Annotated in this window: 24 protein-coding genes; 10 read left to right on the forward strand and 14 right to left on the reverse strand. The window is 59.1% G+C overall.

The features are described from left to right. Positions 1-393: 393 nt before the first annotated feature. Complete coding sequence (locus AC0L2J_RS16745) at positions 394-999, forward strand: hypothetical protein (protein WP_473392109.1); 606 nt, start codon at positions 394-396, stop codon at positions 997-999. Between the two features lie 461 nt (positions 1,000-1,460). On the opposite strand, the gene AC0L2J_RS16750 is transcribed toward AC0L2J_RS16745, so the two are convergent. Beyond that, entirely contained in the window at positions 1,461-2,576 is a 1,116-nt protein-coding gene (locus AC0L2J_RS16750) for a transposase (protein ID WP_473392113.1), read from the reverse strand. A 401-nt stretch (positions 2,577-2,977) separates the two neighbouring features. On the opposite strand from AC0L2J_RS16750, the gene AC0L2J_RS16755 reads away from it, so the two are divergent. Next, positions 2,978-3,433: a hypothetical protein gene (locus AC0L2J_RS16755; protein WP_473392117.1), complete on the forward strand. Its 456-nt coding sequence runs from the start codon at positions 2,978-2,980 to the stop codon at positions 3,431-3,433. Positions 3,434-3,856: 423 nt separating this feature from the next. Then, on the forward strand, positions 3,857-4,237 hold the full coding sequence (locus AC0L2J_RS16760; RefSeq protein WP_473392121.1) for a cupin domain-containing protein: 381 nt from the start codon (positions 3,857-3,859) through the stop codon (positions 4,235-4,237). Positions 4,238-4,465: 228 nt separating this feature from the next. Here AC0L2J_RS16760 and AC0L2J_RS16765 read toward each other — a convergent pair whose 3' ends face one another. After that, positions 4,466-4,627 (reverse strand): hypothetical protein, encoded by a 162-nt coding sequence (locus AC0L2J_RS16765; RefSeq protein ID WP_473392125.1) that lies wholly within the window; start codon positions 4,625-4,627, stop codon positions 4,466-4,468. Positions 4,628-4,705: 78 nt separating this feature from the next. On the opposite strand from AC0L2J_RS16765, the gene AC0L2J_RS16770 reads away from it, so the two are divergent. From AC0L2J_RS16770 to AC0L2J_RS16780, 3 genes are all read left to right on the forward strand, one after another. Beyond that, entirely contained in the window at positions 4,706-5,533 is an 828-nt protein-coding gene (locus AC0L2J_RS16770; RefSeq protein ID WP_473392128.1) for a hypothetical protein, read from the forward strand. 15 nt (positions 5,534-5,548) lie between these two features. Continuing rightward, entirely contained in the window at positions 5,549-5,989 is a 441-nt protein-coding gene (locus AC0L2J_RS16775; protein ID WP_473392131.1) for a hypothetical protein, read from the forward strand. Between the two features lie 401 nt (positions 5,990-6,390). Continuing rightward, positions 6,391-7,836 (forward strand): hypothetical protein, encoded by a 1,446-nt coding sequence (locus AC0L2J_RS16780; protein WP_473392134.1) that lies wholly within the window; start codon positions 6,391-6,393, stop codon positions 7,834-7,836. Between the two features lie 34 nt (positions 7,837-7,870). Here AC0L2J_RS16780 and AC0L2J_RS16785 read toward each other — a convergent pair whose 3' ends face one another. The 5 genes from AC0L2J_RS16785 to AC0L2J_RS16805 all read right to left on the reverse strand — a co-directional run bounded on the left by AC0L2J_RS16785 (position 7,871) and on the right by AC0L2J_RS16805 (position 12,855). Then, positions 7,871-8,044 (reverse strand): hypothetical protein, encoded by a 174-nt coding sequence (locus AC0L2J_RS16785; RefSeq protein ID WP_473392138.1) that lies wholly within the window; start codon positions 8,042-8,044, stop codon positions 7,871-7,873. Positions 8,045-8,232: 188 nt separating this feature from the next. Continuing rightward, positions 8,233-9,294, reverse strand: coding sequence for a response regulator (locus AC0L2J_RS16790; RefSeq protein ID WP_473392142.1), 1,062 nt, complete (start codon positions 9,292-9,294; stop codon positions 8,233-8,235). Between the two features lie 3 nt (positions 9,295-9,297). Beyond that, positions 9,298-10,143 carry an ArdC family protein gene (locus AC0L2J_RS16795; RefSeq protein WP_473392147.1) on the reverse strand — a complete coding sequence of 282 codons (846 nt, stop codon included), beginning with the start codon at positions 10,141-10,143 and terminating at the stop codon, positions 9,298-9,300. 227 nt (positions 10,144-10,370) lie between these two features. Continuing rightward, entirely contained in the window at positions 10,371-11,132 is a 762-nt protein-coding gene (locus tag AC0L2J_RS16800; RefSeq protein ID WP_473392149.1) for an abortive infection family protein, read from the reverse strand. A 535-nt stretch (positions 11,133-11,667) separates the two neighbouring features. Beyond that, the gene (locus AC0L2J_RS16805) at positions 11,668-12,855 is read right to left on the reverse strand and encodes a retroviral-like aspartic protease family protein (protein WP_473392153.1); all 1,188 of its coding nucleotides are present in this window, start codon (positions 12,853-12,855) and stop codon (positions 11,668-11,670) included. A gap of 191 nt (positions 12,856-13,046) precedes the next feature. On the opposite strand from AC0L2J_RS16805, the gene AC0L2J_RS16810 reads away from it, so the two are divergent. Further along, complete coding sequence (locus AC0L2J_RS16810; RefSeq protein WP_473392156.1) at positions 13,047-13,679, forward strand: recombinase family protein; 633 nt, start codon at positions 13,047-13,049, stop codon at positions 13,677-13,679. Positions 13,680-13,731: 52 nt separating this feature from the next. Then, the gene (locus AC0L2J_RS16815) at positions 13,732-13,986 is read left to right on the forward strand and encodes a hypothetical protein (protein WP_473392159.1); all 255 of its coding nucleotides are present in this window, start codon (positions 13,732-13,734) and stop codon (positions 13,984-13,986) included. A gap of 56 nt (positions 13,987-14,042) precedes the next feature. Here AC0L2J_RS16815 and AC0L2J_RS16820 read toward each other — a convergent pair whose 3' ends face one another. From AC0L2J_RS16820 to AC0L2J_RS16850, 7 genes are all read right to left on the reverse strand, one after another. After that, the gene (locus AC0L2J_RS16820) at positions 14,043-14,381 is read right to left on the reverse strand and encodes a type II toxin-antitoxin system RelE/ParE family toxin (protein WP_473392163.1); all 339 of its coding nucleotides are present in this window, start codon (positions 14,379-14,381) and stop codon (positions 14,043-14,045) included. Next, a complete protein-coding gene (locus tag AC0L2J_RS16825; RefSeq protein WP_473392166.1) occupies positions 14,378-14,665 on the reverse strand; it encodes a ribbon-helix-helix domain-containing protein in 288 nt (95 codons plus the stop codon). The genes AC0L2J_RS16820 and AC0L2J_RS16825 overlap by 4 nt, the downstream gene beginning before the upstream one ends. An 85-nt stretch (positions 14,666-14,750) precedes the next feature. After that, on the reverse strand, positions 14,751-16,010 hold the full coding sequence (locus tag AC0L2J_RS16830; protein WP_473392169.1) for a MobA/MobL family protein: 1,260 nt from the start codon (positions 16,008-16,010) through the stop codon (positions 14,751-14,753). 293 nt (positions 16,011-16,303) lie between these two features. Beyond that, positions 16,304-16,957, reverse strand: a complete 654-nt coding sequence (locus tag AC0L2J_RS16835; RefSeq protein WP_473392172.1) for a hypothetical protein — start codon at positions 16,955-16,957, stop codon at positions 16,304-16,306. A gap of 394 nt (positions 16,958-17,351) precedes the next feature. Beyond that, positions 17,352-17,948: a hypothetical protein gene (locus tag AC0L2J_RS16840; RefSeq protein WP_473392176.1), complete on the reverse strand. Its 597-nt coding sequence runs from the start codon at positions 17,946-17,948 to the stop codon at positions 17,352-17,354. 43 nt (positions 17,949-17,991) lie between these two features. Next, positions 17,992-18,237 (reverse strand): hypothetical protein, encoded by a 246-nt coding sequence (locus AC0L2J_RS16845; RefSeq protein ID WP_473392180.1) that lies wholly within the window; start codon positions 18,235-18,237, stop codon positions 17,992-17,994. 89 nt (positions 18,238-18,326) lie between these two features. Then, positions 18,327-18,605: a hypothetical protein gene (locus AC0L2J_RS16850; RefSeq protein WP_473392183.1), complete on the reverse strand. Its 279-nt coding sequence runs from the start codon at positions 18,603-18,605 to the stop codon at positions 18,327-18,329. Positions 18,606-18,711: 106 nt separating this feature from the next. Between AC0L2J_RS16850 and AC0L2J_RS16855 the strand changes: the two genes are divergently transcribed. Together AC0L2J_RS16855 and AC0L2J_RS16860 are read left to right on the forward strand one after the other, a co-directional pair. Then, positions 18,712-19,659: a hypothetical protein gene (locus tag AC0L2J_RS16855; protein ID WP_473392187.1), complete on the forward strand. Its 948-nt coding sequence runs from the start codon at positions 18,712-18,714 to the stop codon at positions 19,657-19,659. Further along, complete coding sequence (locus AC0L2J_RS16860) at positions 19,656-21,323, forward strand: type IV secretory system conjugative DNA transfer family protein (protein WP_473392191.1); 1,668 nt, start codon at positions 19,656-19,658, stop codon at positions 21,321-21,323. The genes AC0L2J_RS16855 and AC0L2J_RS16860 overlap by 4 nt, the downstream gene beginning before the upstream one ends.

Consider the following 21,323-nt stretch of genomic DNA (forward strand, 5'->3'; position numbering starts at 1 on the left):
CAGGCGGAGCAGGAGCGGACAAGATTGATGAGGTATCAGCGCTCGGGGCCGCGGCGCGCGGCGGGATCATCCGCGCAGCTCTCGTGGTGCGGGCAGCCGGGATCGAACCGGCACAGCGCTTGCGCACCGAGGGATTTTAAGTCCTCTTGTCAAGCAGTAAGTAGCTTGTTTTGCTTATGTTTTTATGTGTTGTGCTAAGCGCGTGCTAAAATTTGTGCTAAACGGCCCCTTGGGGCCTCTTTCGAGCTAGTTATCCGAGAAACGCTGAAACGGTCAGCACAACTTCTTGGCCGTCTCTTGGACCTGACTCTAAGCTGTGAGCCTTACCAGATTCTTGAGGTGCCAACGGAGACGAGACGAGCGATGCGATCAGTTCCTAGCTCAGATTGGGATGTGACCAATCTTTTCGGTGCGGATCGCCGCAAGCGTCTGCTGGAAGAGGTTTCAAGCGACGCCCTGATTGCCCAGCTCTCCATTGCCACGGAAACGGCTCTGGCGGTTAAGCAGGTAGAATTCCAGTGGCAACCGGCTGAAGACAAGGAAGCGCCACCGGATACTTACCGTATCGTTAGCCAGATTCCGTTGTCAGAGCACCTCTTCGATCAGCTGTTCAACGGCCGCTGTGGCTATCGCGCGCAATATTACCTGAGCCCAGAAGAAGGCGAGGCCTTCAATCGGCGTATCATTGATGTCCTTGAACAGATGCTGCTTGCGCCGGCCTCCGCGAGGCTTGGAATCCCTCGGGCTCTGCTCCAACGGTCCTTCAAGGGCAACTATTCGAAAATCTGGGCATTCGACGAGACGCGGGTTTTTGATGAGGCGGCGCCTGGCATGCTGATGCCTCCCAGGTGGAGGTCGTATGCCGGCCGTGGCACCCGCCTCCCGATCGCCAGTCATCTGGACGTCAAAGGCACCTTCATTCAGCCGAGCGGGATGGACTGGGTAGACCCGCTCAAACTCACGCGCGCGACCGATCTTCATGAGCGCGGCTACACCTAGCCACTCGTGGGGCGAAATCCGCAGCTGATGCGACGGCACCTATGCCGAGACTGCGGCGTAGGTGATGCCCAGCCCCTTGCACCGCGGCCGGCGCGCGTCAAGGGCGGCCCTGCCGCTCGTCTTGACCCTTGATGCGTGCCGGCTGCGGTGCGATAGACATCAATACAACTTGAAGTTTTTTTGATTTTGACGTATGAATCCTTTGCTCGCTAACGCACGAGCTTGGTTTAGCTAGGGAGGCCCCACGCGAATGGGGCCTTTCCTTTTTTCCTAGAGCCTGATGGTGAAGCTGAACGCGAGTTCAAGCCCCTTCCATGCAAGCCTTAGGAAGGCGCTCGCTGTACGCATCGCGACCTCCTTTTTCTTCTTGGTTTAGCACGGAGGTGCGTTGCCCTTGCGAGCCGTGGAAGTGTGCCGGTAGCGCCTCCCGCCAGCAATCCGCCGGTCGGGAGAGAGATCATTCAAAGCACCAGCTTGCGCGGATAGAACTCGTTGTAGGCGGTCTCGTTGAACCAGGCGCACTTGATGTTGAACAGCCGCAGGCCGGGCACCAGCCTGGTCAGTGCCAGCGCGTAGATCGTGAGCTGGGCAAACGGCTGGTTGGTACGGGCATCCGGCTTGTAGTCCAGAATATGCAGGCAGCCATTGCGCACCTGCAGGAAGTCGATGTGTCCGGTGACCTGCCTCGGCGCGTGGCCACCGTCCGGGCTCACCTGTTTGGGCACCAGCTCAATGCCATGCTCGGCCTCCAGGCTGGCAATACCCGCTTCATCCAGCCAGATTGGCACCTCGACGGCGATGGTCGCAGCATCGTTGACCAGCATGAACCGCTGTAAGAGGGCGTGCCTCTGGTGGTTGCTGCCGACTCCCGGAATGATCAGGGCTGCGGTGTCAGTGGCGGCGTTCTGGCGTTCGATAACCTGCAGGCTGCCGGTGTCGATGAAGGCGGCCCCAAGCTGCGAACCGCGTACCGCGTCCTCACGGGTGAAGAGCGCGTGCGGGCAGGCTGTCGGGATACTTTCAATAAAATTCGCAAGCCTCTGAAAAGGCTGCGATGCCCTGCTCTGGATGAAAGGGTCGAGCATTCCCTTGCGCAGCAGGTCGAGCTTGGCGCGGTGATACGCGAACTCGTAGACCTGCCGGTGATAGAGCTTGCTGGTGCGGATAAGCCGGCGCGGGCTGTAGAGCCGCTTGCCGGCGGAACGCAGCCGCGAGTATGTGGTCAGTGCCAGGTGCTGGTTCACCCAGCGCGAGATGGTCGGCCCGCTGACAGTATGTCCGTATCGCGAGGACAAGAGGGCACTGGTCTCGGCCAGGCTGTGGCCTCGGTTGTAGGTGGTGATCGCCTCAAGGATCTCGGTGAGCGGATAGGTCTTGTTGCGCAGCGCGCGCGGGCCCGGCGTGAACGTGCGGCCGCAGGCCTTGCACTTCATCATCGCCACGGTCTCCAGCTTCTTGGTACGGGTGCCCTTCTTTACCAGCCGCGTGCTGTTGCAGTGGGGACAGCGCTCCGGCGTCTTGATGTCTGACGGTCTCGGTGACGTGGATCGTGTTCGTCGGGCGTGATCGGCGGCCATGTCCAAACGTGGCGCGCACGTGCTGCCGTGTCACGGATCTGCAAGAAGGTCGGCGCCTGGCGGGTGACGGATTTGCAACTCTTACGGTGCCTTGTGCGGGCGACGGATTTGCAAAGTTTTGCTGGGTGGAATGGCGGATTTGTTGCAAATCCGTGGCTTTGGACGTTCACCCGATTGTTCGGGGTGAAGTGCTGGGGTTTGGTGGCGTTGCCGCGGGGGCGTGTCCTTGCGCGAGGGATCGTGACCGGAGGCCGGGACCTCTTGGCCCGGCGCGCCTGCGCGTAGAGCCCGGTTGGCATTCCAACGCGCCATCTTGGGCGGGCCCATTACTGACTATCTTGGATTGCAATCGGTAAAAGCCGAGGTAGGCTCCGGGAGGCGGTAGTACTGGAGGTAGAGAGATGTCCGATGTCCCGCAAAAAGCCGAGTCTGATCCTAAGGTTCTGGAGTTCGCACGCTACGAGCTCGACTATCGCAGGAAGAAGCAATGGGACATTTTCTCGTGGGCGGTCACTATTCTGGTAGCGGTGATTGGGGGAATGATTGCCTTGACCTCCAAAGAGAACATAAGGCCGGATCATCCTTCACGTTACGCGATGGCCGGTGCGTTGTTCTTCCTCACTGTCTACGCTGCTTACTGGATCCGGGAGAACCTCGCGGCGGAAGAGCGGGCGGATGGCAAAGTGAAGAAACTGCTTTCGCTCAGCGACACACGGGAAGCCACCAGCTTCAAAAAGTCGACCGATTTCCTTTTCGGCTACGTCCCCGTTGTGGTGCTGATTGGATTGGCGGCGATTGTTGCCGTTCTGTTTGTCAACGCAAGTCCGCTCGGGTTTGGGGCCTTGAAACCCAGCTGAGAGGTTGGCTTAGGCTTTTTAGCGCGGGACGCAGGCCTGCATGGGCATTGATTTGAATCAAGAGAGCCTCTTCGGGTCGGCCTCGACTGCGAGCAATGACACAGCCCGATCAAGAGCGGTCTCCCGACGTAGAAGCGCCGAAAGTGAGCCCGTCGCGCTCCGAGCAGATTCTGCGGCTTATTGAGGAGTACGCGAACGGCCTGCGGGAGATTATCAACAAGCTTCGCGGGCGACTCCATTGAGCGCGCCATTCCTGCTGCCGCGATTAACATGAGTTAGCCAGGGATGACGATCTGCATGCGGAGCGGGCTGTAGCCGTTCCTGCGTTGCCCAAAAGGGATGGCGCAGCCTGGCGTTGCGGTATAATCTCCGGCTTTCGCAGCTTCTGACCACTTGATTTTCATCTGTTTTGGGAGGCTTCGCATGCGTTCCGCAATGTCTCTGCTGCTTCTTGCAATCCTGGCCGGTCCTGCCGGCGCCCAGAGCTCAATCACCAGAACCGAATTGAAGCGAGGCGACCTGACCGGCAAGGACATGGACGTTGTCGTAGTGGTGGTGGAGGTGCCGCCGGGCGAGGCGCTGGCAAGGCACATCCATCCGGGCGAGGAGATCGTCTACGTGCTCCAGGGCGCCACCCTCGATCTGCCCGATGGCAGCCATCGTGAATTGCCGACGGGTGCCGCCATCATCAACGCCCGCGACGTTCCGCACGCCGGCTTCAAGGTAGGTGGGTCCACGTCTTTGAAGATGATGAACGTCTTCGTGGTGGACAAGGGCAAGACGATGACGGAGTTCGTCAAGTAGGCGGCGAAGAACGGCACTCCGCTAAGCCGGTGGGTGACGGATCTGCAACGTCGCCGCATGACCTCGTGTCACGGATTTGCAAGATTCAAGGAGCCGAGTCGAGGCAACGGATTTGCAAAGTTTTGCTGGGTGGAATGGCGGATTTGTTGCAAATCCGTGGCTTTGGACGTTCACCCGATTGTTCGGGGTGAAGTCCTGGGGTTTGGTGGCGTTGCCGCGCGGGCGTGGTTAGCGCGGGACGCAGACCTGCATGTGGCCGGTGGCGGGGTTGTAGCGGTTCTTGCCGTACTCGGCGGGGGTGGAGCAGGTTTCGCTGTCGGTGCCGCCGGCGCTCTGTGCCAGATCAGCTTTAAGGTCGTGCCGAGGCGTAGCCTGGCAGAGTAAATCCATAAAATGTCACCTTTCGGTTCAAGCAGTCCGCAAAAGCTATTGGCTATGACAGCTCCGTTGGATTCCGGGGCATGCTTGATGAATTTTCAGTCGATTGTCGGCCGTATTCGGACGGCGCTGATCTTTGTGGCCTTGCACATCATCACCACTGTGCTGCCCAGCCAGGCCGGCCCGCTGCTGACGGAGAAGCTGGCCTACTCTGAGGTGACAGTTCAGAATCCCCAAGATCCCGAGTTCTCCTCGTTCTGGAAGGATGAACTCAACGACGTCGACTGGGTCGGACCGCGGGGTGTCAAAGTCTACCGCCGCTGGTTCTTCAATGCTGACGGGCGGCGGCTCCTGGTTACCATGCTGAGCGCGGGCGTTGCGTGCGGCATCCGCGAGTGTCCGGTTCGCATTCAGACCGAGCTCGGGCAGCGCGTCCTGGAGACGATGGCATGTGACCAGCCCGATCTACACGAGATCTCCATTGACCGGTTGTCGTTTGTGGCGTGCGGCGTTCCGCACGCAATTCCCCAAGCAGGACCGCGAGATTCCTTCGAGACCAGGGACGTGCGCAACTATTCGCACAATGGCTCGATTTTGCGAGCGTCCTTCTACAAGAGCGGGGCAGTCCGCATCGAATACGACGAGCTGCGCAAGGGTCTTCCGCCGGAGTTGCGCGGAGCGGTGCTCTTCCAGGGCGGGATGGACAAGCGCGGGACCGTGGTGGGCACTGCCTACACCTTCAAAAGCGGTTGCAGCCCGGCACCCTACGCCGTGCAAGGCCGTCTGGGCCGCAAGGGCGAACTGACGCTATTGGGGGACGCCCCGATCAGGGATGGACGAACGTGCGACGTGCTGGGATTTGCGCCGGGATCGCCAAACGCGCGGCTGACGTTCGTGGATATCGGTTGGGATGATTGAGCAGGAATGAAGCCAATGAAGAAATGGGTTACGACATCGTGGATATATCGGACGTTCGGCCAGACGGTGCGGACGGAGAGCAGCAAGACCAGCCGCTGGAGCGACGGCATCTGGTCGAAGCATTACCATGACCCAAACTACGCTGCGCTTGAGAAGGGACTGAATGAAGTGATGGCGTTCTGTAATCGCGAGCAGATGTCGGTCAAGGCGATGTTTCCCCTTACCTCCGCCCAAACCTTCGAGTACGGCCAAGTGCTTGACTGGAGCAACATGATGACTGGTTCGATGGCCGGCGCGGGTGTCGGACAGGGCTGGGCCTTCAGCAATATCGTCGGATTCGCAGTACTCCTGGAGCGGGTCGAGGAGATCTCCGACGAAGAGCACGAGCGAAGGTGCATGGACGCTCTCCCAGCAGAGGATTCTCCCGCTGTTGCTCCGCCGCCGCTTCCTGCTTAACCAGTGTAACGCCACCGATTGCGCTGTGAAGTTCTAGCGAGCCAGCCCTAGCGCGAGACGCAGACCTGCTTGTGGCCGGTGGCGGGGTTGTAGCGGTTATTGCCGTAGTCGGCGGGGGTCGGGCAGGTTTCGCTGCCAGTGCATCGCAAGCCAGCATTTCCAATTTTGACCGTCGGAGGGAGCGCTGGTAGCTGCCGATTTTGCCCCAACCGGAAGGAAGCCCGGCTTGGGTCCCTGTTTGCGCTCGGCATCGCCCCCCCACACCTCCCGCAAAGGTAGCGACGTCCGTGCGGCTATACTTTCTTGGTGCGGCCAATCTAAAACAGGATAGAATTGCACTGAATATGTTGCGCGCAGTTTGAAGCACCTGTTTATTCTGACGAAAAATGCCGGAGACAAGAATGGGCAAGCCCGCTGGCACCGACAGCAATTCAGCACAACATATCGTTGGGCGCACGCTTTGGGACTTCCTTTCGGATGCATTGCGCGTTCTTGGAATTCTCGCTCCCCTGATCATAATTTCCTGCTTGGCGGTCTACGCCATATTGCAGTTTCAAGAGGCGCTTCGAAAGACTCACACCGATAATGAGAGCAGGTTGGAAGTCATTAATCGGGCCTATAAGGAAAGCATTGATAATATCAATCAGACTTACAAGGACAGGATGGTCACTTCCGGGGACACGCTAATCCGAACCTATGGCACGATGGCAACGGTCAGTTCGGCCCAGGTCGATCAAATCACCAAATTGTTCAAACTGACAGCCGACGCCACTATTGAGGCCCAGAATGCACAGAAGAAGGCTGGAGAAGAAAATGCCAAGGCGATAATGGCTGATGCGGAACAACTCAAGACCGCGAAGGCACTGGAGGGTAAGCAGGCTGACCTTGCCGAAACGTTGCGGCGGTTAGACGAAAGAATATCGGAGTTTCAGCGCATCAAGACGCGAATGCAAGAGTTGGTAAAACTCGCGAACGCCGAGGAATGGGAAGAGGCGATTGGCAAGCTCAACGATCTTCTTAGTGAGTTCGGTCTTCGCTTCGATAGTGAAGCTCTTTCGAAGCTGGCTAAGCTGAAAGAGGAGGATGACGAGACCGAGGATTCGGTGTCGGATGAAGAAATCGCGGCAAACCAAATCCGCTCTTTCGCGAACTCCAGCCCCGATAACCTGGAGCGTGTTCAAGGGTGGTTGTCAAACAACGGTCTAGAGATGCCGCCTGCGCTCTTCCTTCGCGACAAATATCTCGAACAGCAGTTGAAAATGATTCGAGAGCTGAAAATGCCGATCGCGGAGGTCCTCCCTCGTCCATCGGTGCAGAGCATCGAAATGCCGGAAGTGGCACGTGTGACTGGAATCGAACAGGGGATGGCAACCACCGTTATCCGCTCGCTTCAGAAAAACCTGTGTGTGTCACCTAGCGGCGCTTTTGACTCTCAGACCAGGGGCGCCATCCGGCAGGCGAAGCTCGGGGCGCTTCAAGGTCGCGCCGGAGCACCTCCATTTAGCAACACCGAGGACCGCATCGTAAGCCTAACGGAGGCTCAACTGCTCTCAAATTCGAGGGACTGTAGCCTTGATTCACAGGGCGTCGATCGCGGATATCTAACCGCGTTCGAAAAGTTTGCCTTCGGAGATGAAGACAGTGTGAAATCGCTACAGTACGTCCTTGCTCTGTGCGATCCCAATCTCAAGCGCCAAGTATCAGGTACGTTCGATGCTGCCACGCGAAGCGCAATCAAGCTGGCGAAGGGTAAGCTTAGCCCCACGAGAAGCGCGCAGTTGGCCGATCTGGACACCGATACGCTAACCGACAGATCGTGGAATGGTGTTGCACTCACCTGCCGATGAGAAGGTGTCCCATAAGCGCCAAGTGGGAGCAGAATTAGCGCGGGACGCAGACCTGCATGTGGCCAGTGGCGGGGTTGTAGCGGTTCTTGCCGTAGTCCGCGGGGGTGGAGCAGCTCTCAGCACCGTTGCCGCCGACCCGCACGGTGCCTGAAGTGTAGAAGCTGGTGGCACTAATGGTGCCGGAGACTTCGAGGGAGGTAGTGGGCATGCGGCACCGATGCCCCTATCAGGGCGAACGCAGCAACGCGGGCATTGTGTCCGTGCACGACGGAAGCTTACCGCGCAAAGCTGTATTCAGCAGCGTGGCTGCCTTTTATGTCGCCAGCGGCGTGGCAGTGCGGCCACGTGTTTAGACGGGGCGTTGCAGGAAAGACACCGGGGCCGGCATGATACGAGCTAGTCTTTCTTCTCGGACTGTTTTTCCTTTTCAGGCTGCTTCTTGAGCTTTTCCCATCGGATTTCCTCCAATGCGCTGATAACGTTGTGCAACAGGACATCGGGACGGTTGGTCACCAGTCTTGCGCACTGGCTTGCCGAATTTCCCCCGGCGGAGCCCGAGTAGAAGACTATCCGAGGACTAAGATGGTCAGTGTACTTGGCATCGACCGTCGAGATAGCTTCAGGCAAACTGAAGCCAGCGTCTTTCGTTTTCCCTTGCATCAGATCGGCGTTGACGGCGACTAGATCCTTTCTGTCTGCAACCTGAAAGTAATGAGCAGGGCAGTTGCGCAACGGGAGTGATTCCTCATTGTCCCTGCCGACATCACTTATCACGAGGTCCGGCCGCACGACGGGCAGAAAGGTAAGTGCCTCCTTGTTGCTTTTGACCGTAAAGACCTCAATACCCAGCGCCTCCAACACATTGCGCTCAAGGTGGTTGTTCGAAGGGTGGTCGTCCACCCAGAGTATACGAGAACCAACGATGGCGGGTGCATTCCGCGCAGCGCGTTCAATCGCGCCTTCCGCAAATTTTGCGTTGGTGAACTCCTTCTTGTCTTTGACAATTTTGGCAACGGCTTCCTCGACGGAAGCCTGCCGTTCGATGCTCCAGCCCAGAAAGCCCAGCTTGTTTGCGCTATTTAGCCATTGGACGGCATAGTTCTCGACCGGAATCCGGTTGCTCCACAGGAAGGCCAATACGAAAACGACAAGTGCCAATTTTCCGAATTCCGTCAGCGCCTCAAGCAGCGATTTCACGGCCTGACTCGCGGCGGCAACGACGGCCTCGGCGGGCTTCCCATTCTGGTCTGCCTTGGGCGGGTACTTCTCCGACTGAATGGCGTCTTCGTGTGCCTGGGACATGATTAAACCGCGATAATGAAAAATGATGCGCTGCAGCGCGCTCGTTTCCCGATGCCGGGGGATGGAAGCGTTATACTCAGGTGAATCTATCTGAGGTTGATCTTGCCCAAGCGGCGGCGTCGGAGCAAGAGCTTTGCGCCCGCCGGGGCGGAGCACAGTCTATCCGCGCAGGAAAGTTAGAGCTTCGCCGGCCTTTGACGCAGCGGTGAAAATCGCGCGCTTATCGGCCTTCAGCACGTTCAGCCAGTGAGCCAGGTACTGCGCATGGTCTGTGCGCGGCTCTACAGCAATTTCCAGCTCGGCGCACAAGAACGCAGCGCCAAGCTCAGCGACCAACTCTTCCATCGCGTAGGCTTCGGTACCGAAGCGTCCGGACAGGTCTCGGTCGCAGCGATGAGGCAGGGCGGTCCAGTGGGTCAGCTCGTGGAGCAGGGTGGAGTAGTACGCCTCGGTCGGCGTTGAACTCGCGGACCCGGTGAAGGCGTCACGCGGCGGCATGTGGATCTCGTCCAGCTTCGGGATGAAGCAGGCGCGGCTGCCGCCGTGAACTATCTTCGCTTCGGTGCGGGAAATGAAGCCATCGACGTCCTGCAACTCCTCGACGGGAGCAGCGACCGGAACCTCGGTCAGGCCGTCGACCTGATCGGCATTGAAGACCGGCGTTGCCCGCGCAAACAGGCGGCGCTTGCATTCGTCTTCACCGTCCTCAGGGGAGTCGACCTCAATCTCCTTGTAGAAAACAACGTAGGAAGCCTTCTGGCCCCTGCGGATGCTGGCTCCCTTGTCGGCCCATTGCCGGAACGTGCCCCACAGATGCGAACCATAGCCGTTGACTTGGGCCTCGACCCAAAGGCCGAGAACATTGACGCCACGGTACTTGTTGCCCGAGGCGATGTTGACGGGGTGGCGATGCCACGGCATCTGCCATTGTCCTGCACCGGCCTCGATCGCCGCCACAATGCGGTCGGTCAGGTGCTGGTGAATATCGAAGCGTTCCTTGCTCATCTCGTCTCTCCTTGTTTGCGGCCACCGGCCATGTCGGCGACCGGAGAGACGCGGAGAGACGGCCGCCGCACCCGTGAGGGCGCGCCTGCGCGAGGGCTTGACCCTTGCGGCGGACGGAAATCAGCGTCAGGTCAGCCGATGAGCATGGCTGGGGGACGCCAAGGAGAGACGGGAGGGAACGCTGCGAGAGTGAAGCGTCGTGCCTGCGCAGAAGGTGCGCAGGGCGGCTAGGGCGCTGGCTTCCTGTCGAGGTGGGTTTCGACCAGGAATGTGGCGATAGCACCCGCGGTATTGACCGCCAGACTTGCGTGCCGCGGAGATGGCTTTACTGGCTTGCCACCCCGACCATGGGAGTCGCTCAGTCGATTGCGCAAGGTCCCGATGCCGTTCACCAGGTTCATGGCACCCCCGAGGATGGCCTTGATTGGCTCCAACGTGTGCTGGTCAGGCGCGAGGTTGAGACCCTTCGCCGCAAGCCCGTAAAGCTTCGGAAGGTCGTCCTTCTCCGAGTATGGCACACGAAGGTCGTCGAGGATGCGCTTGCAGACGCTTTCGAGGAGCGTGCGGGCGACAGTAATTGCGCCTTCGGGATCTTGGGTTCGCCGATTCAGAGCTTTGCTCCAGACGGCATGAACCCCATCGGCATCGAATGTCTGGAGGACGTCTGATACGACGTGATCTGCTGGCGCCCGGTTGCGACCCTCAAGGTGCTCAATAAGCGGGGTGAAAGCCTCACCGATGAACCGTCGGCGATCAGCGTATGTCGCGGCCTGCTCCTTGATGAAGGGCCAGAATACATCCAGGGTACGACAAGTTCGAACAAAGGGAGGCAACAAGGCTTTGAGGGCAGGATCAGATACGAAGTCACGCCTGAGCTGCTCGTAATCCTGCGTGCTGGCAGTCATGTCGCCGGTCGCGCGGGCGACCAGCAGATTTTCCAGCATCGTGGCCCGCTCGAGCGGATCGGTTGGCAGGAAGTCAAATGACATTCCGCCAACATACCACAAGCCTTACGGGCGGCGGCAAGCGGCTCATGGAGGGCGCATCAGCGGCTCTCCCTCTCCACAAGGCAATGGGAAATGCGGCAAGATCAGCGGCGACAAGGGCGGCTTGCCCTCCGACTGACCTTGCCGCTCCCGAGCGGTCAAACTTGCTATCGTTTGGCCTTTCGAGCTTGGCAGGCGGCTAAGTCGACCATGCTGGCTTCCTGTTTGGCACCCACGACGGTGCTATAGATGTTCGGCGAGACAGCGGGTCCGGCCTGGAATCACTTCAACGTGGCGGACACCCACCGGGGTTGCGGCCGCACCAATTGCTTGCTTCCGACCCGCTCCAGCCACGCGCCTTGGCGCCGGATACGCAGTCATCGTAGGTGCACGTGCCAGCCTGCTTGGGCTGCGGTTTCGCGGGCCTTTGCTGGCCCATGGCCGGACCTGAAATCACAACGGCGGCGACAACAAGCAGTGACGAAAAATGCATAGTAACCTCTCGGCTGATGGATAAACGTCGGCTGGCGGACTCAAGTCAGTTCAGTGTTCGCGGCTTCAGTTCGAGAGCGCCCCCGGCCAGTGTTATGTTGAACCGTGCTAGAAATGTCATGCCCAATAGGCCGTCAACTTGCGGGCCGTACGCGGCGGCGTTGCCCATTTCAACCGCGACCGGAACATTGGCGGCCCGCACATTGCCGATCTCGATCAGCTGTGCGTTGCCGGGGGCCGATTGTACCGTGCCACCGACGACCTGGAAGGTGATGGGATTGCTCTCGTCGGGCAGGATGCGCGCCCGAGCCGCGAAGGCTGGCGTCATCGAAACCATCGATGCGCCGGTATCAACGATCATGCGGCCCTTGGCCCCGTTTATAGTGACCTCAACGATGTTGCGGGTACCGACTACGACACGATCGCTGCCGGTGGCGTAGGACGCCCGGCAATTGCCCTTGGTGGCATATTCTGAAATCAGCTGCGAAATCTGCGGAGTCTGTCGGTTGGCCACGTCGTAGGAGAGGAACATCTCCAGAGGCGTTATTGCATCGCATGGGCGTCCTACGGCATCGTACATGCGGGAGATCCTGTAGAACTCAGTGGCGGCAACGTTGGATAGGTCCGTGAAAAGCTGCAGCGTGCTGATAAAGTCGCTGAGTGCTGCCTTGTAGTCCTTCAAGCGCTCATAAGCCGTCCCACGCAAAAATCTATACCGCGGCCTTGCGGGACTGAACTTGACCATCTCTTCGGATACGCTGAGCGCAACGCTGTAGTCTGCCAATCGCGTGAACGCTGCATAAGCGAGTTCAAGCAGGTCGTCATTGTGACCACACCGTTCACCGAACCGAATGGCGCTTCTGGCGCCTTCCCGCGGATAGCCTGACTCGACCATCAGCTTGGCCAGCGGCTCTATAGCTTCGCGGTCGCACGGCTCGCGTTGGAGCTGGTCGAGGAGGCGGGCAGCCTCACTCCTTTGTTCGAAAGCAACTGGTAGCGTCGTGACATCAAGACTGGCGTAAACCTTACCGAACCGGCTCACCGGCCCCGCCTTCTTGACGACGGGTGGTGCATCCTGAAAGAGCGACAGCAGGGCGCGTTTTTCTTCCGGAGACGCCAATTGAAAGTAGAACAGCGCTGCGGCCCCGCAAACGATCACGAGCGCAGCGATGACTGCGATGGGGCCTAGGTACGCCGGTTGCTCGGTGTAGTCGGGAATGAGCCGTTCTGGCATGAAACCCCCACGAAATGCGCAGCAATCGTCGGTGATTGCGAATTGCGCAGTCGTGTGCCGTGATAGCGAAATTCCTGATTTACGCATGAGCCGGAAAAGCTCAGGCTCGGGAAAAACAAGAAGCAGTCAGAAAAGTTTCAATGCACCGAATAACTTCCTCGAAAGATTCGACAATCGCGGGAGGCGACGCGTTGACCCACCGCAGGGAAGGGGGGCTTGCAAAATTCAGGAGTTTTGCAAGCGAGCAATTGAATCCCATGCGTGTCTACGGGTACGCCCGTGTAAGCACCTCCGGCCAGGAGCTGGACATTCAGATCGCCCAACTCGACACCGCAGGGTGCAAGAGGGTGTTTTGCGAAAAGGAAAGCGGCACCAAGGACAATCGCCGCGTGCTCTCCCAACTCCTGCGGAGACTGCGGCCGGGAGATGTTGTGATTGTCTCGGCCCTCGATCGCCTCACGCGTGGCGGCCCGTTCAAGATGCTGAGCATCCTGGCCGAGATCACGTCGCGCGGCGCTGCTTATAAGTCATTGGCAGAGCCCTGGGCGGACACCACGCACGAACTTGGCGAAGTGTTGGCGGCCCTCGTGGGTTACATCGCCCGTAAAACGCGCGAAGACATCATTCGCCGCACGAGCGCCGGACGCGAACGCGCCCGGCAGAATGGCGTCAAGTTTGGGCGAAAGCCAAAGCTCGGCGTGGCACAACGCCAAGCCGCCTTGGCACGCCGCATGGCCGGGGAGAAGCAAAAGGTCATTGCCAAAGCCTACAACGTCAGCTGCTCGACGATTTCCAGGTTGAAGCCGCCGGACACCACAGGCTAGAAAGGCGGGCTCTGTGAGGCAGCATCAAGCTCGAGCTCGAAGGAACAGTTTCATGGTGGGATGGATGGTGACGGTTGGGGTCGTAAGAGACGACGGAAAAATCGGCCATGAAATGTATGCCGTCGCGGTCGACGATCCGGAGCAGGCCGTGCAGGTTGCGTTGACAGCTGCCAACAGCGACGCGGCGGTGGTCAACGGTGAGATTGACGAGGCTTCGATTAAATCGATTGGGCTGGAGGCGGGCGGGGTTCTGAAGGTACTGGACGAGAACTCTGACCCGCTCACGAGCGGCACGAGGCGTCACTAGGTGAAGAAGAGCCCACCGGAGAGCACCTGGACGCAATAGCTCTGCCGCGCGACCGGCTATCGCTCCGGCGTGTTGTCGTTTGCGGGCCGGGGCAGGTCTTGCCAGACATTCATGCCCAGGTATCCGATCCGGATGACGGTAACCACTTCGGGCCGTACCAGAAAGAGTACGGTTACGCTGCGAAGCCCCGGGACCCCGACGCTACGCAGCCCGCGGTAACGGTCGTCGTGGCGGGTACCGACCTCGGCAAACTCAGCGAGACGCAGGCAAAACGCTTCCAACTTCGAAAGCAGGGCGTAGGCCCGCGCCTCGCCATCGTTCTGGGCGACGAGCAACCACGCGCGGCCGAGATCGGCGCGAGCCGCGGGATGGAAGACCAGGACGCGGGCTTTCATTTCTTGAGGGATGACGCCTTGCTCATGGAGGCGATATCGGCGCGAACCCTCTCAAACAGTGCGCTAGCTTCGATCATCTGCTCGGGGCATTTTTCGGCGTGCTCGCAACGGCTGACCGTCTCGGCCCACCAGGCGGTCTCTTCGTTCTGCTGCTCGATGAGGATGACCGCGGCTTCTTCGAAGGCCTCACTGATGCTTCTGAAACGGCCGGATTCAACAAGCTTGCGGATCTCGGCCGCGCGCCGCCCGTCGATGCTGATACTCATGCGCTCATGGTTGGCCATGATTGTACTTTCGTTATATTACCACCGTAATACTATATATTACGGCTCGCAAATGATTTCTGACAGGCCGACAGCCATGCCGTTACTATCGTTCGGGAGTGTGGTCTTCCCCGCGGTCCGGCTTTACGCGCCCGGGTTTGCGGCCGCGATATCTGGCGGGCGCCGGCTTCGCGGTCGGGCGCGCGGCACCTTTTGACGCGAGCCGTTCGCTGAAGGTCGGTTGCCGTTGCTCTGGGGGTGGTCGGTCGGGCCCCTTCTCTGCCTCCCGCATTTGCGAGAAGCTCTTGCGCGTCAAGCCAGGGCCTTCGCGCTCGCCATTGCGCGCGGCTTTGACATTAGCGCTCCCGGTCTCGCCGCCCTGGCCAAGAGGGAGCGCTCCTTGGCGCTCGCGGGCCCGGTCCTTCGCTCGCTTGTGGTCCGCCATGTTGATGATCTTTCCGTTCTCGTCCCGCGGTCCGCCATCGCGGGTCGGGTACTTGCGTGCTTTGAAGGACGGCCGTACCCGCCGCGGCTCTTCCGCTGGCTCAGCACGATGAGGGTTGTGAATGCCGCGAAGCCCGGAAATCTCCCGGCGCTGGCTGTCGGCGTCGATCGCGTCCCAATAGTCGCGCTCGGTCTCTCGTCCGCCAGCCCGCCGAGCGCGGTTTACCTCGGGCCGGCTACGCCCCTTGTCGATCTTGCGATAGTCCACGTCACGATGGCTACGTCGTGAACCGGGCCGGTTTCTGCGGCGCCGCGAGCGCGAGTCCGGCCGCGCACCGCGACGATCCATGGCTTGGGCCTGCGGACCTTCGTGAATGGTCGGCTCACGTTGAATGCCCTGAGCCTCAAGCGTCCGGCGGTCGATACGCTCCTTATGGCCGGCGCGACCAAGGGCTCGGTTCGCGTAATCCTCCCACTGCTGCCGCAAGCGTTCGGTGCTGCCAATTTCGCTAGTGCCGATCACCCGCTTGTTGGTCGACGGATCTCGGTCGCGGATCACCAGGTGACAATGCGGGTTGCGGGCGTCCTTCCGCTTGGTGTGGAAGGCGGCCAGCCAAGGTGCTTTTCCCTTGGTCACATGCTCGGCGAAGTCCTTGACCAGACCGATCCGTTGCTCCTCATTCAACTCGCGGGGCAGGGCAAGCATCACCTTGTCGAGCACGCGGGCGTTCTTGCGGTCCCTGTCCTCACACCCGCGGAGGTAGTCCGCGACCTCCCGGGGTGTCCGCGCAGGAAAACGTGCCTGCCGGATGGCGCTGAGTGCGTCCTTTCGGGTGATGTAACGGATGTGCGCGGCGGCCGTATACGGCTGCGCCTGCGTGGACTTGCCGACAGGAGTGTGATGCAGGCTGTAGATAGCCACGCTCGCCTCCATGGGGCAGTGCGCGGGTTTGCCTGCAAACCCATAAGTGCGCACTCCCCGCCACAGCCCACGGTAGCAACCAGCCGGGCCCCACGCAAGACGAACAGAGCACCGAACCTGCCGGATTCGCCGACGGTCAACCAGTGCCGAGCACAGGCCTATCGAACACACGGACTGCGGCCTCGCGGCTCGTGCTGACGCTGCGTAGGGCACAGGGGACGCGATTTGGGTTGGAGCGGGCTCAGGCGCGGCCAAACCCGGTTACGGGCATCGGGCGGCCAACGCTTCCCCGACTAGCGGCCGTTTAAGTCAGGATCTGGAAGTTGAAGGTCCGGCGCGCCCCGATCGCCCCAGCGCGCCGACCTGCGCGCTCTCGCGGCCTGGCGGTTGGCGTCTAAAAGCGTATCTCGTTCAGCTGCTAACTTCTTCCTGTCTACCTTCATCGCGCCCACGGAGCCGCCCGTGCCCGCTAGTTCACCAGGACCAGAGTATCTCCCCTCCCGTGTTCGGAGGTTCTGCTCGCAATAGTCCCGTCCGAGATTGAGGTTTGGTATCGCGGCCTTCCGCTCGGCCTGCGGCAAGCGCTCGACCTGCTCAGCTGGCTTGCTGAACTCTTCGAACTCTCGCTTGCTCGCAAGGAGATCGTCTTTGCGCGACAAGGCTAGCGACAAGCTGTCGATCTCAGCCTCGCGGCCAATGCGCACCCGTCCAAAAAGGCTAGGGCGTTCGTTCAATGCTTGCATCACGCCGCGGATCTCAGGCTGTCCTAAGCGAGTGCTCTCGAAGACGAGATCCTGGGCTTTGCTATCGACGAAGATTTTTCCAATGAGTGCTTTTATTTCACCATCATTGCGGTCAAGCATGTCGCGGATTTCATTGACTTTGTTGCGAGCATCAATCCTGAACTCGGTTGCGTCCCATCCTGAAGACTTGAAATTTTCACTCATAGCCCCATCATCCCTATGTGGATAACGAAATTAGTCAGGAGAGGACAACCGAGTGGCTGTTTAGCTGGAGCAGGTACTTGATTGCAAACGCGCGCTACAAATTGTGCGACGTACTAGTCTATCCAGTCGCTTGGTACGTCCACAAGTACAGAGGTGTCGCTTATGGGGCTTTGCCCTTCACGCTCAGGATGTCTTGGAGAACGTTCCACGGTGGCACCTTCGCTTGTGACACACAGCCGCTCATAAAGTACCGGCATGCTCCCGGGAAGCGGCCCATGATTGTTGCCTTAGGAGCATTCCATGCGGCGAACAGACCGAAACTACTCCACTAAGGTCACCAAGTTCTCTGATGGGCGTGCTCGTTACGCGCACTCGCATGAGAAAGTGTAGAAGACTAGCGCCCGTCCAAGTCTGGGTCCGGGATATTGAGGGCGGGCTCTTCGCGCTCCCGCGCGCGTTCGAGCTTTCGCAGCCTTTCGGCCTCCCGGCCTGCCTCCAGCTTTTTTGTGCGCTCTTCGGCCAAGGCGCGGCGATCGTCGTTCGGCAATATGCCTAATTGCTGCAGGCCCTCGCGGACCTTTTTGTCGAAACCGTCATTGGTGGGCCTCGTGTCAGGTCGTTCGCGAGCGAGCTGGCCATCGGTTGGGCCCGTAGGGTCCGGGATCCCGGCGGCCTTTCTCAGACGCTTCTCTCTTTCTTCGTCGACGCGGGAAACGGCATCTTTCGCCATTTTTGCTGCTGCGTCGGGCTCGAGCGTGCGGCGCTCGGTGAAATTGTTCAGCGCAGATTCCGCCAAAGCCAATTCTTGTCGCGCGACTTTGATTTCCTTTTCAAGAGAGGCAAACTCCTTCTTGAAGTCCCCGTCCGAGCCATATTTTCCGCGATCGGGTGCCTCAAACTGCTTTATGCGCGTCTCCTGCCGCTGAGCGAGATTGCGGTATCGATCTCGTGCAGCCGCCACTTTCTCGGCCAAGTCTTCGAGCTTTCCCATCATTCGCTCCAGATACGAGGTTTGGCCGCGGCAAAGCCAAGTATTAAGCCTTCTTGACGCCGATTTGGCTAAGCCTATCCCAAATGATTTCTTCTGTTGCGTAAAGAATATCCACGATCTCAAAATGCCTTCGCCTAGCCCGGTCTGCTTCTTCGGACCTAGAGGGATCCTTGCTCATCTCTTCGATGCGATCACTCTCTTTCCTGAACCTTTGGTACATACCGTTGATTTCAGTCAGAGTGCTCGTGAGGTAGCTCTCGTAGCCGGGCACATAGGCGCCATCGATCATGACCGGCGCTCCGTGAACTGTCAGGGTCCTTGTGGACGGTTCAAAATCGGTGCTGACGAGGGAGCGCGGATCTCGCGGCGGCCGGCGTGTCATGCGACGAAAGCCTCTAAGCGGTTTAGGACCGACGCCCTGTGTCGCTCATATTCTCTCAACCAGAATAGGATCTCCCGGCAGATCGAGGTGGTGAGATCATCCAGGGCCGGGTCATTGTATCCATGAACGGCGGCAATCAGCCGCTCCTGCTCTACGGCTATCAAGCTCGAGCAGTGAGCCAAATGCGCTAACCACCCCTCCTCGGTGACAGCCGGGCCAGCGTCCATCTCGATGTACGTGCCATCATGGAAGTAAAGCCGTTCTCTGTCGCCCATTGTTCAGTCCAGTATGCGACGAACAGTCTATTTTGCAAGCTCCCTCTTGACGGGACGGCAGGGGGACGCAAAATCAGGAGTTGTAACTCTCGCGGGGGCGGGGATATTGGAAGTATTCTTCTTCGGTTTTGCTAGCGCGTTGGCGCTGGTTGCCATTGCCGTATATCGGGTAGTACCTGTCGAGCAAAGGGATGCCATCCAGCAGTTCCTGCTTGGCCGCTTCCTAAAGCCCGGAACGGAAATTGTCGCCGCGCCACCACCACCGCCGCCGACGCCAGCCCGTCCTCCGGTACGGTATGGCAATATTTTACCCATCGAGGCTGAAACCGACCCGTCCGACAGCCCCGACATCTTTGAATTTCCCGAGACTTATGAGCCCTCACTGCCTTATGAGGACTTCAATCGCCGCCTGATCATCTTTGATATCGCACTGGGCGGCGGCGCACCGTATCCGCTTTATTCTACCCGGATTAGCGATGAACCGATCAGAATTTCCGGCTCGCAGGACTATCTGCGCCGCCTCATCAAGGAGCAGTTTCGCCCGACGTACGCAGTGCTCCTCGATGCTACGGGCTTGTTTGCGGCAACCTCGGCAAGACTGGAATGGGATCCGCTTTTCTTCTCGCCGATCACCCAGGTTCTTCTGGCAATACCCGAAGCGCATCGGCCAGTGGTGGTCAGTGTAACGAACGCTGCGCAGCATAGCCTCAAACAGCAGCTCACCTTTATTCGCTACGGATTCGAGGATTATCAGTTTGACACCAAATTCTTGAGCGACCGGGGACGCCTCAACGCAATGAGCCTGGCCCTGCTCTTTGATAGGTTTTTGGGAGCCGCGGATAAATGGATGTGGTTCTCACGGGCCCGCCTGCAACATGAGATCGTAAGCAGGGACCGCGCCAGCTCGGCCCTGGCACAGCAATTGCGAGAAGATGCGGAGCGCGAGCAACGCGAGGCTTTACGGCTGCAAGAAAACCGCGAGCAGGACGATAGTTACGAGACTTTTGCGGAGTTGTTCGGTGTTACTAATCCGGCGCGCGGGGCGGCGGCATGAGCGGTACCTTGCTCTCGCGCCGTGCCCAGGACATGGCTCCTGTATGGCGGCAGTACTGGTCCCAACGGTGGACTAAGCTTCCACCGTGGTTGCCGCCACGACTTGCTCGACTTCTTTCCGCCAGCTTGGGCAGAAAGGCTATCAAGGAACGGAAACGGGCGCTCGCCCGTCCGCCCCTCATATCTGACTTTCCCGACGGGCGTTCGCCATTCCTCGGGGTTGTTGGACTGGGCGAAGATGGAAAGCCCGCGAATGATGCGGGTGTTCTGCAATTCCCGATGAGGGGGCACCTTCTTACGGTTGCGCCCACGCGCACCGGCAAGGGAACATGTCAAATCATTCCCAACCTTTTGCTCTATGGTGGCAGCACTTTCGTCATTGACGTTAAGGGCGAAAACCACGCGATCACCGCACGCCGCCGGGAGCAGATGTTTCGACATGCCCGTGTCCTTCGGTTCGCGCCCCTAGAGGCGGATTCCGCCAAGTACAATCCTCTCGATTTCATAAGGACAATGGATACTGGCGTTTCAGTAGCCGAGACCTTTGACGATGCGCGGCTGCTGGCGAGCATGTTGCTGCCGCAGAAAACGCGCGAGGAATACTGGGACGTTGAGGCTCGCAACCTTTTGACGTTGCTGCTGATGTACACGGCCGTGCGCTACTTGCGAGACGATCTGGCGCGTACGATGCGAACGGTCATGAGCCTGCTGTTTCCGGCTGCCATGGATAGCGATAACGAAAACTCTCACGGTCTCCGGAAGGTTATAGAAGACATCTTGATTGATGCTCGCACGCTTCAGGAGCCAATTCTCGTCAGCCTTGCATCGAGCTTCCTTGAGCACGAGAGCCGAGTCTTCTCCAACATCGCTTCGACTTGCCGTGCGGCGATGCAAATCTGGCACTCACCCAATCTCCTTCTGGCAACGGAGTCGAGTGACTTCAGTTTCTCAGACCTGAAGGCCTCGATGTGCCGGCCGATTGAGGCCAATCCTTCCCCGACGACGCTATATATTGTCATTCCTCCTCAAAATCTGCGGGAGTATCGTGGCGTTGTCCGCATGATGGTTGGTCTCGCAATCGCTGAGCTCACGCGTCCAGCTCATTGGGCGTCGTGGCAGGACTGGCGGCCTTCGGCGCCTTGCGATGTGCTTTTCCTTCTCGATGAGTTGCCGACGCTCGGCTACATGGGACCCGTCGTTGATGGCTTGGCTTATCTCGCCGGATACGGCATTCAGATCTGGAGCTTCGTCCAGAACATGGGTCAGTTGAAGGAGATCTATCGCGACGAGGCTCACAACTTCACTGCCAATGCCGGAGCCATGTGCTTCTTCGGAGTCAATGATCCAGAGACATCTGAATTCGTGGAGAAGCAGCTGGGCGAAACCAACGAGTATACCCATTCCTATACGACGGAGAGCTTCTCGAGCTCTCGGTCTGAGACCTGGGGTGAGAATTCGAGCTCTACAGATGGCTCTTCCGAGACGGTGAGCGGCAACGTTAGATTTGTTCGTGAGCCTATAGCAAGAGCTGCAGAAATCCGCGCGATCGATGCAGATCTTCAGTTCATATTCATTCGAAACACACCGCCCATTCTCGCAACGAAAATGCCGTACTATGATTTTCGGGGTTTCCACGGAATGTACGATGCCTGGAGCGGAGGCTGA

It is taken from the genome of Bradyrhizobium sp. MV1.5 (genome assembly GCF_055807615.1).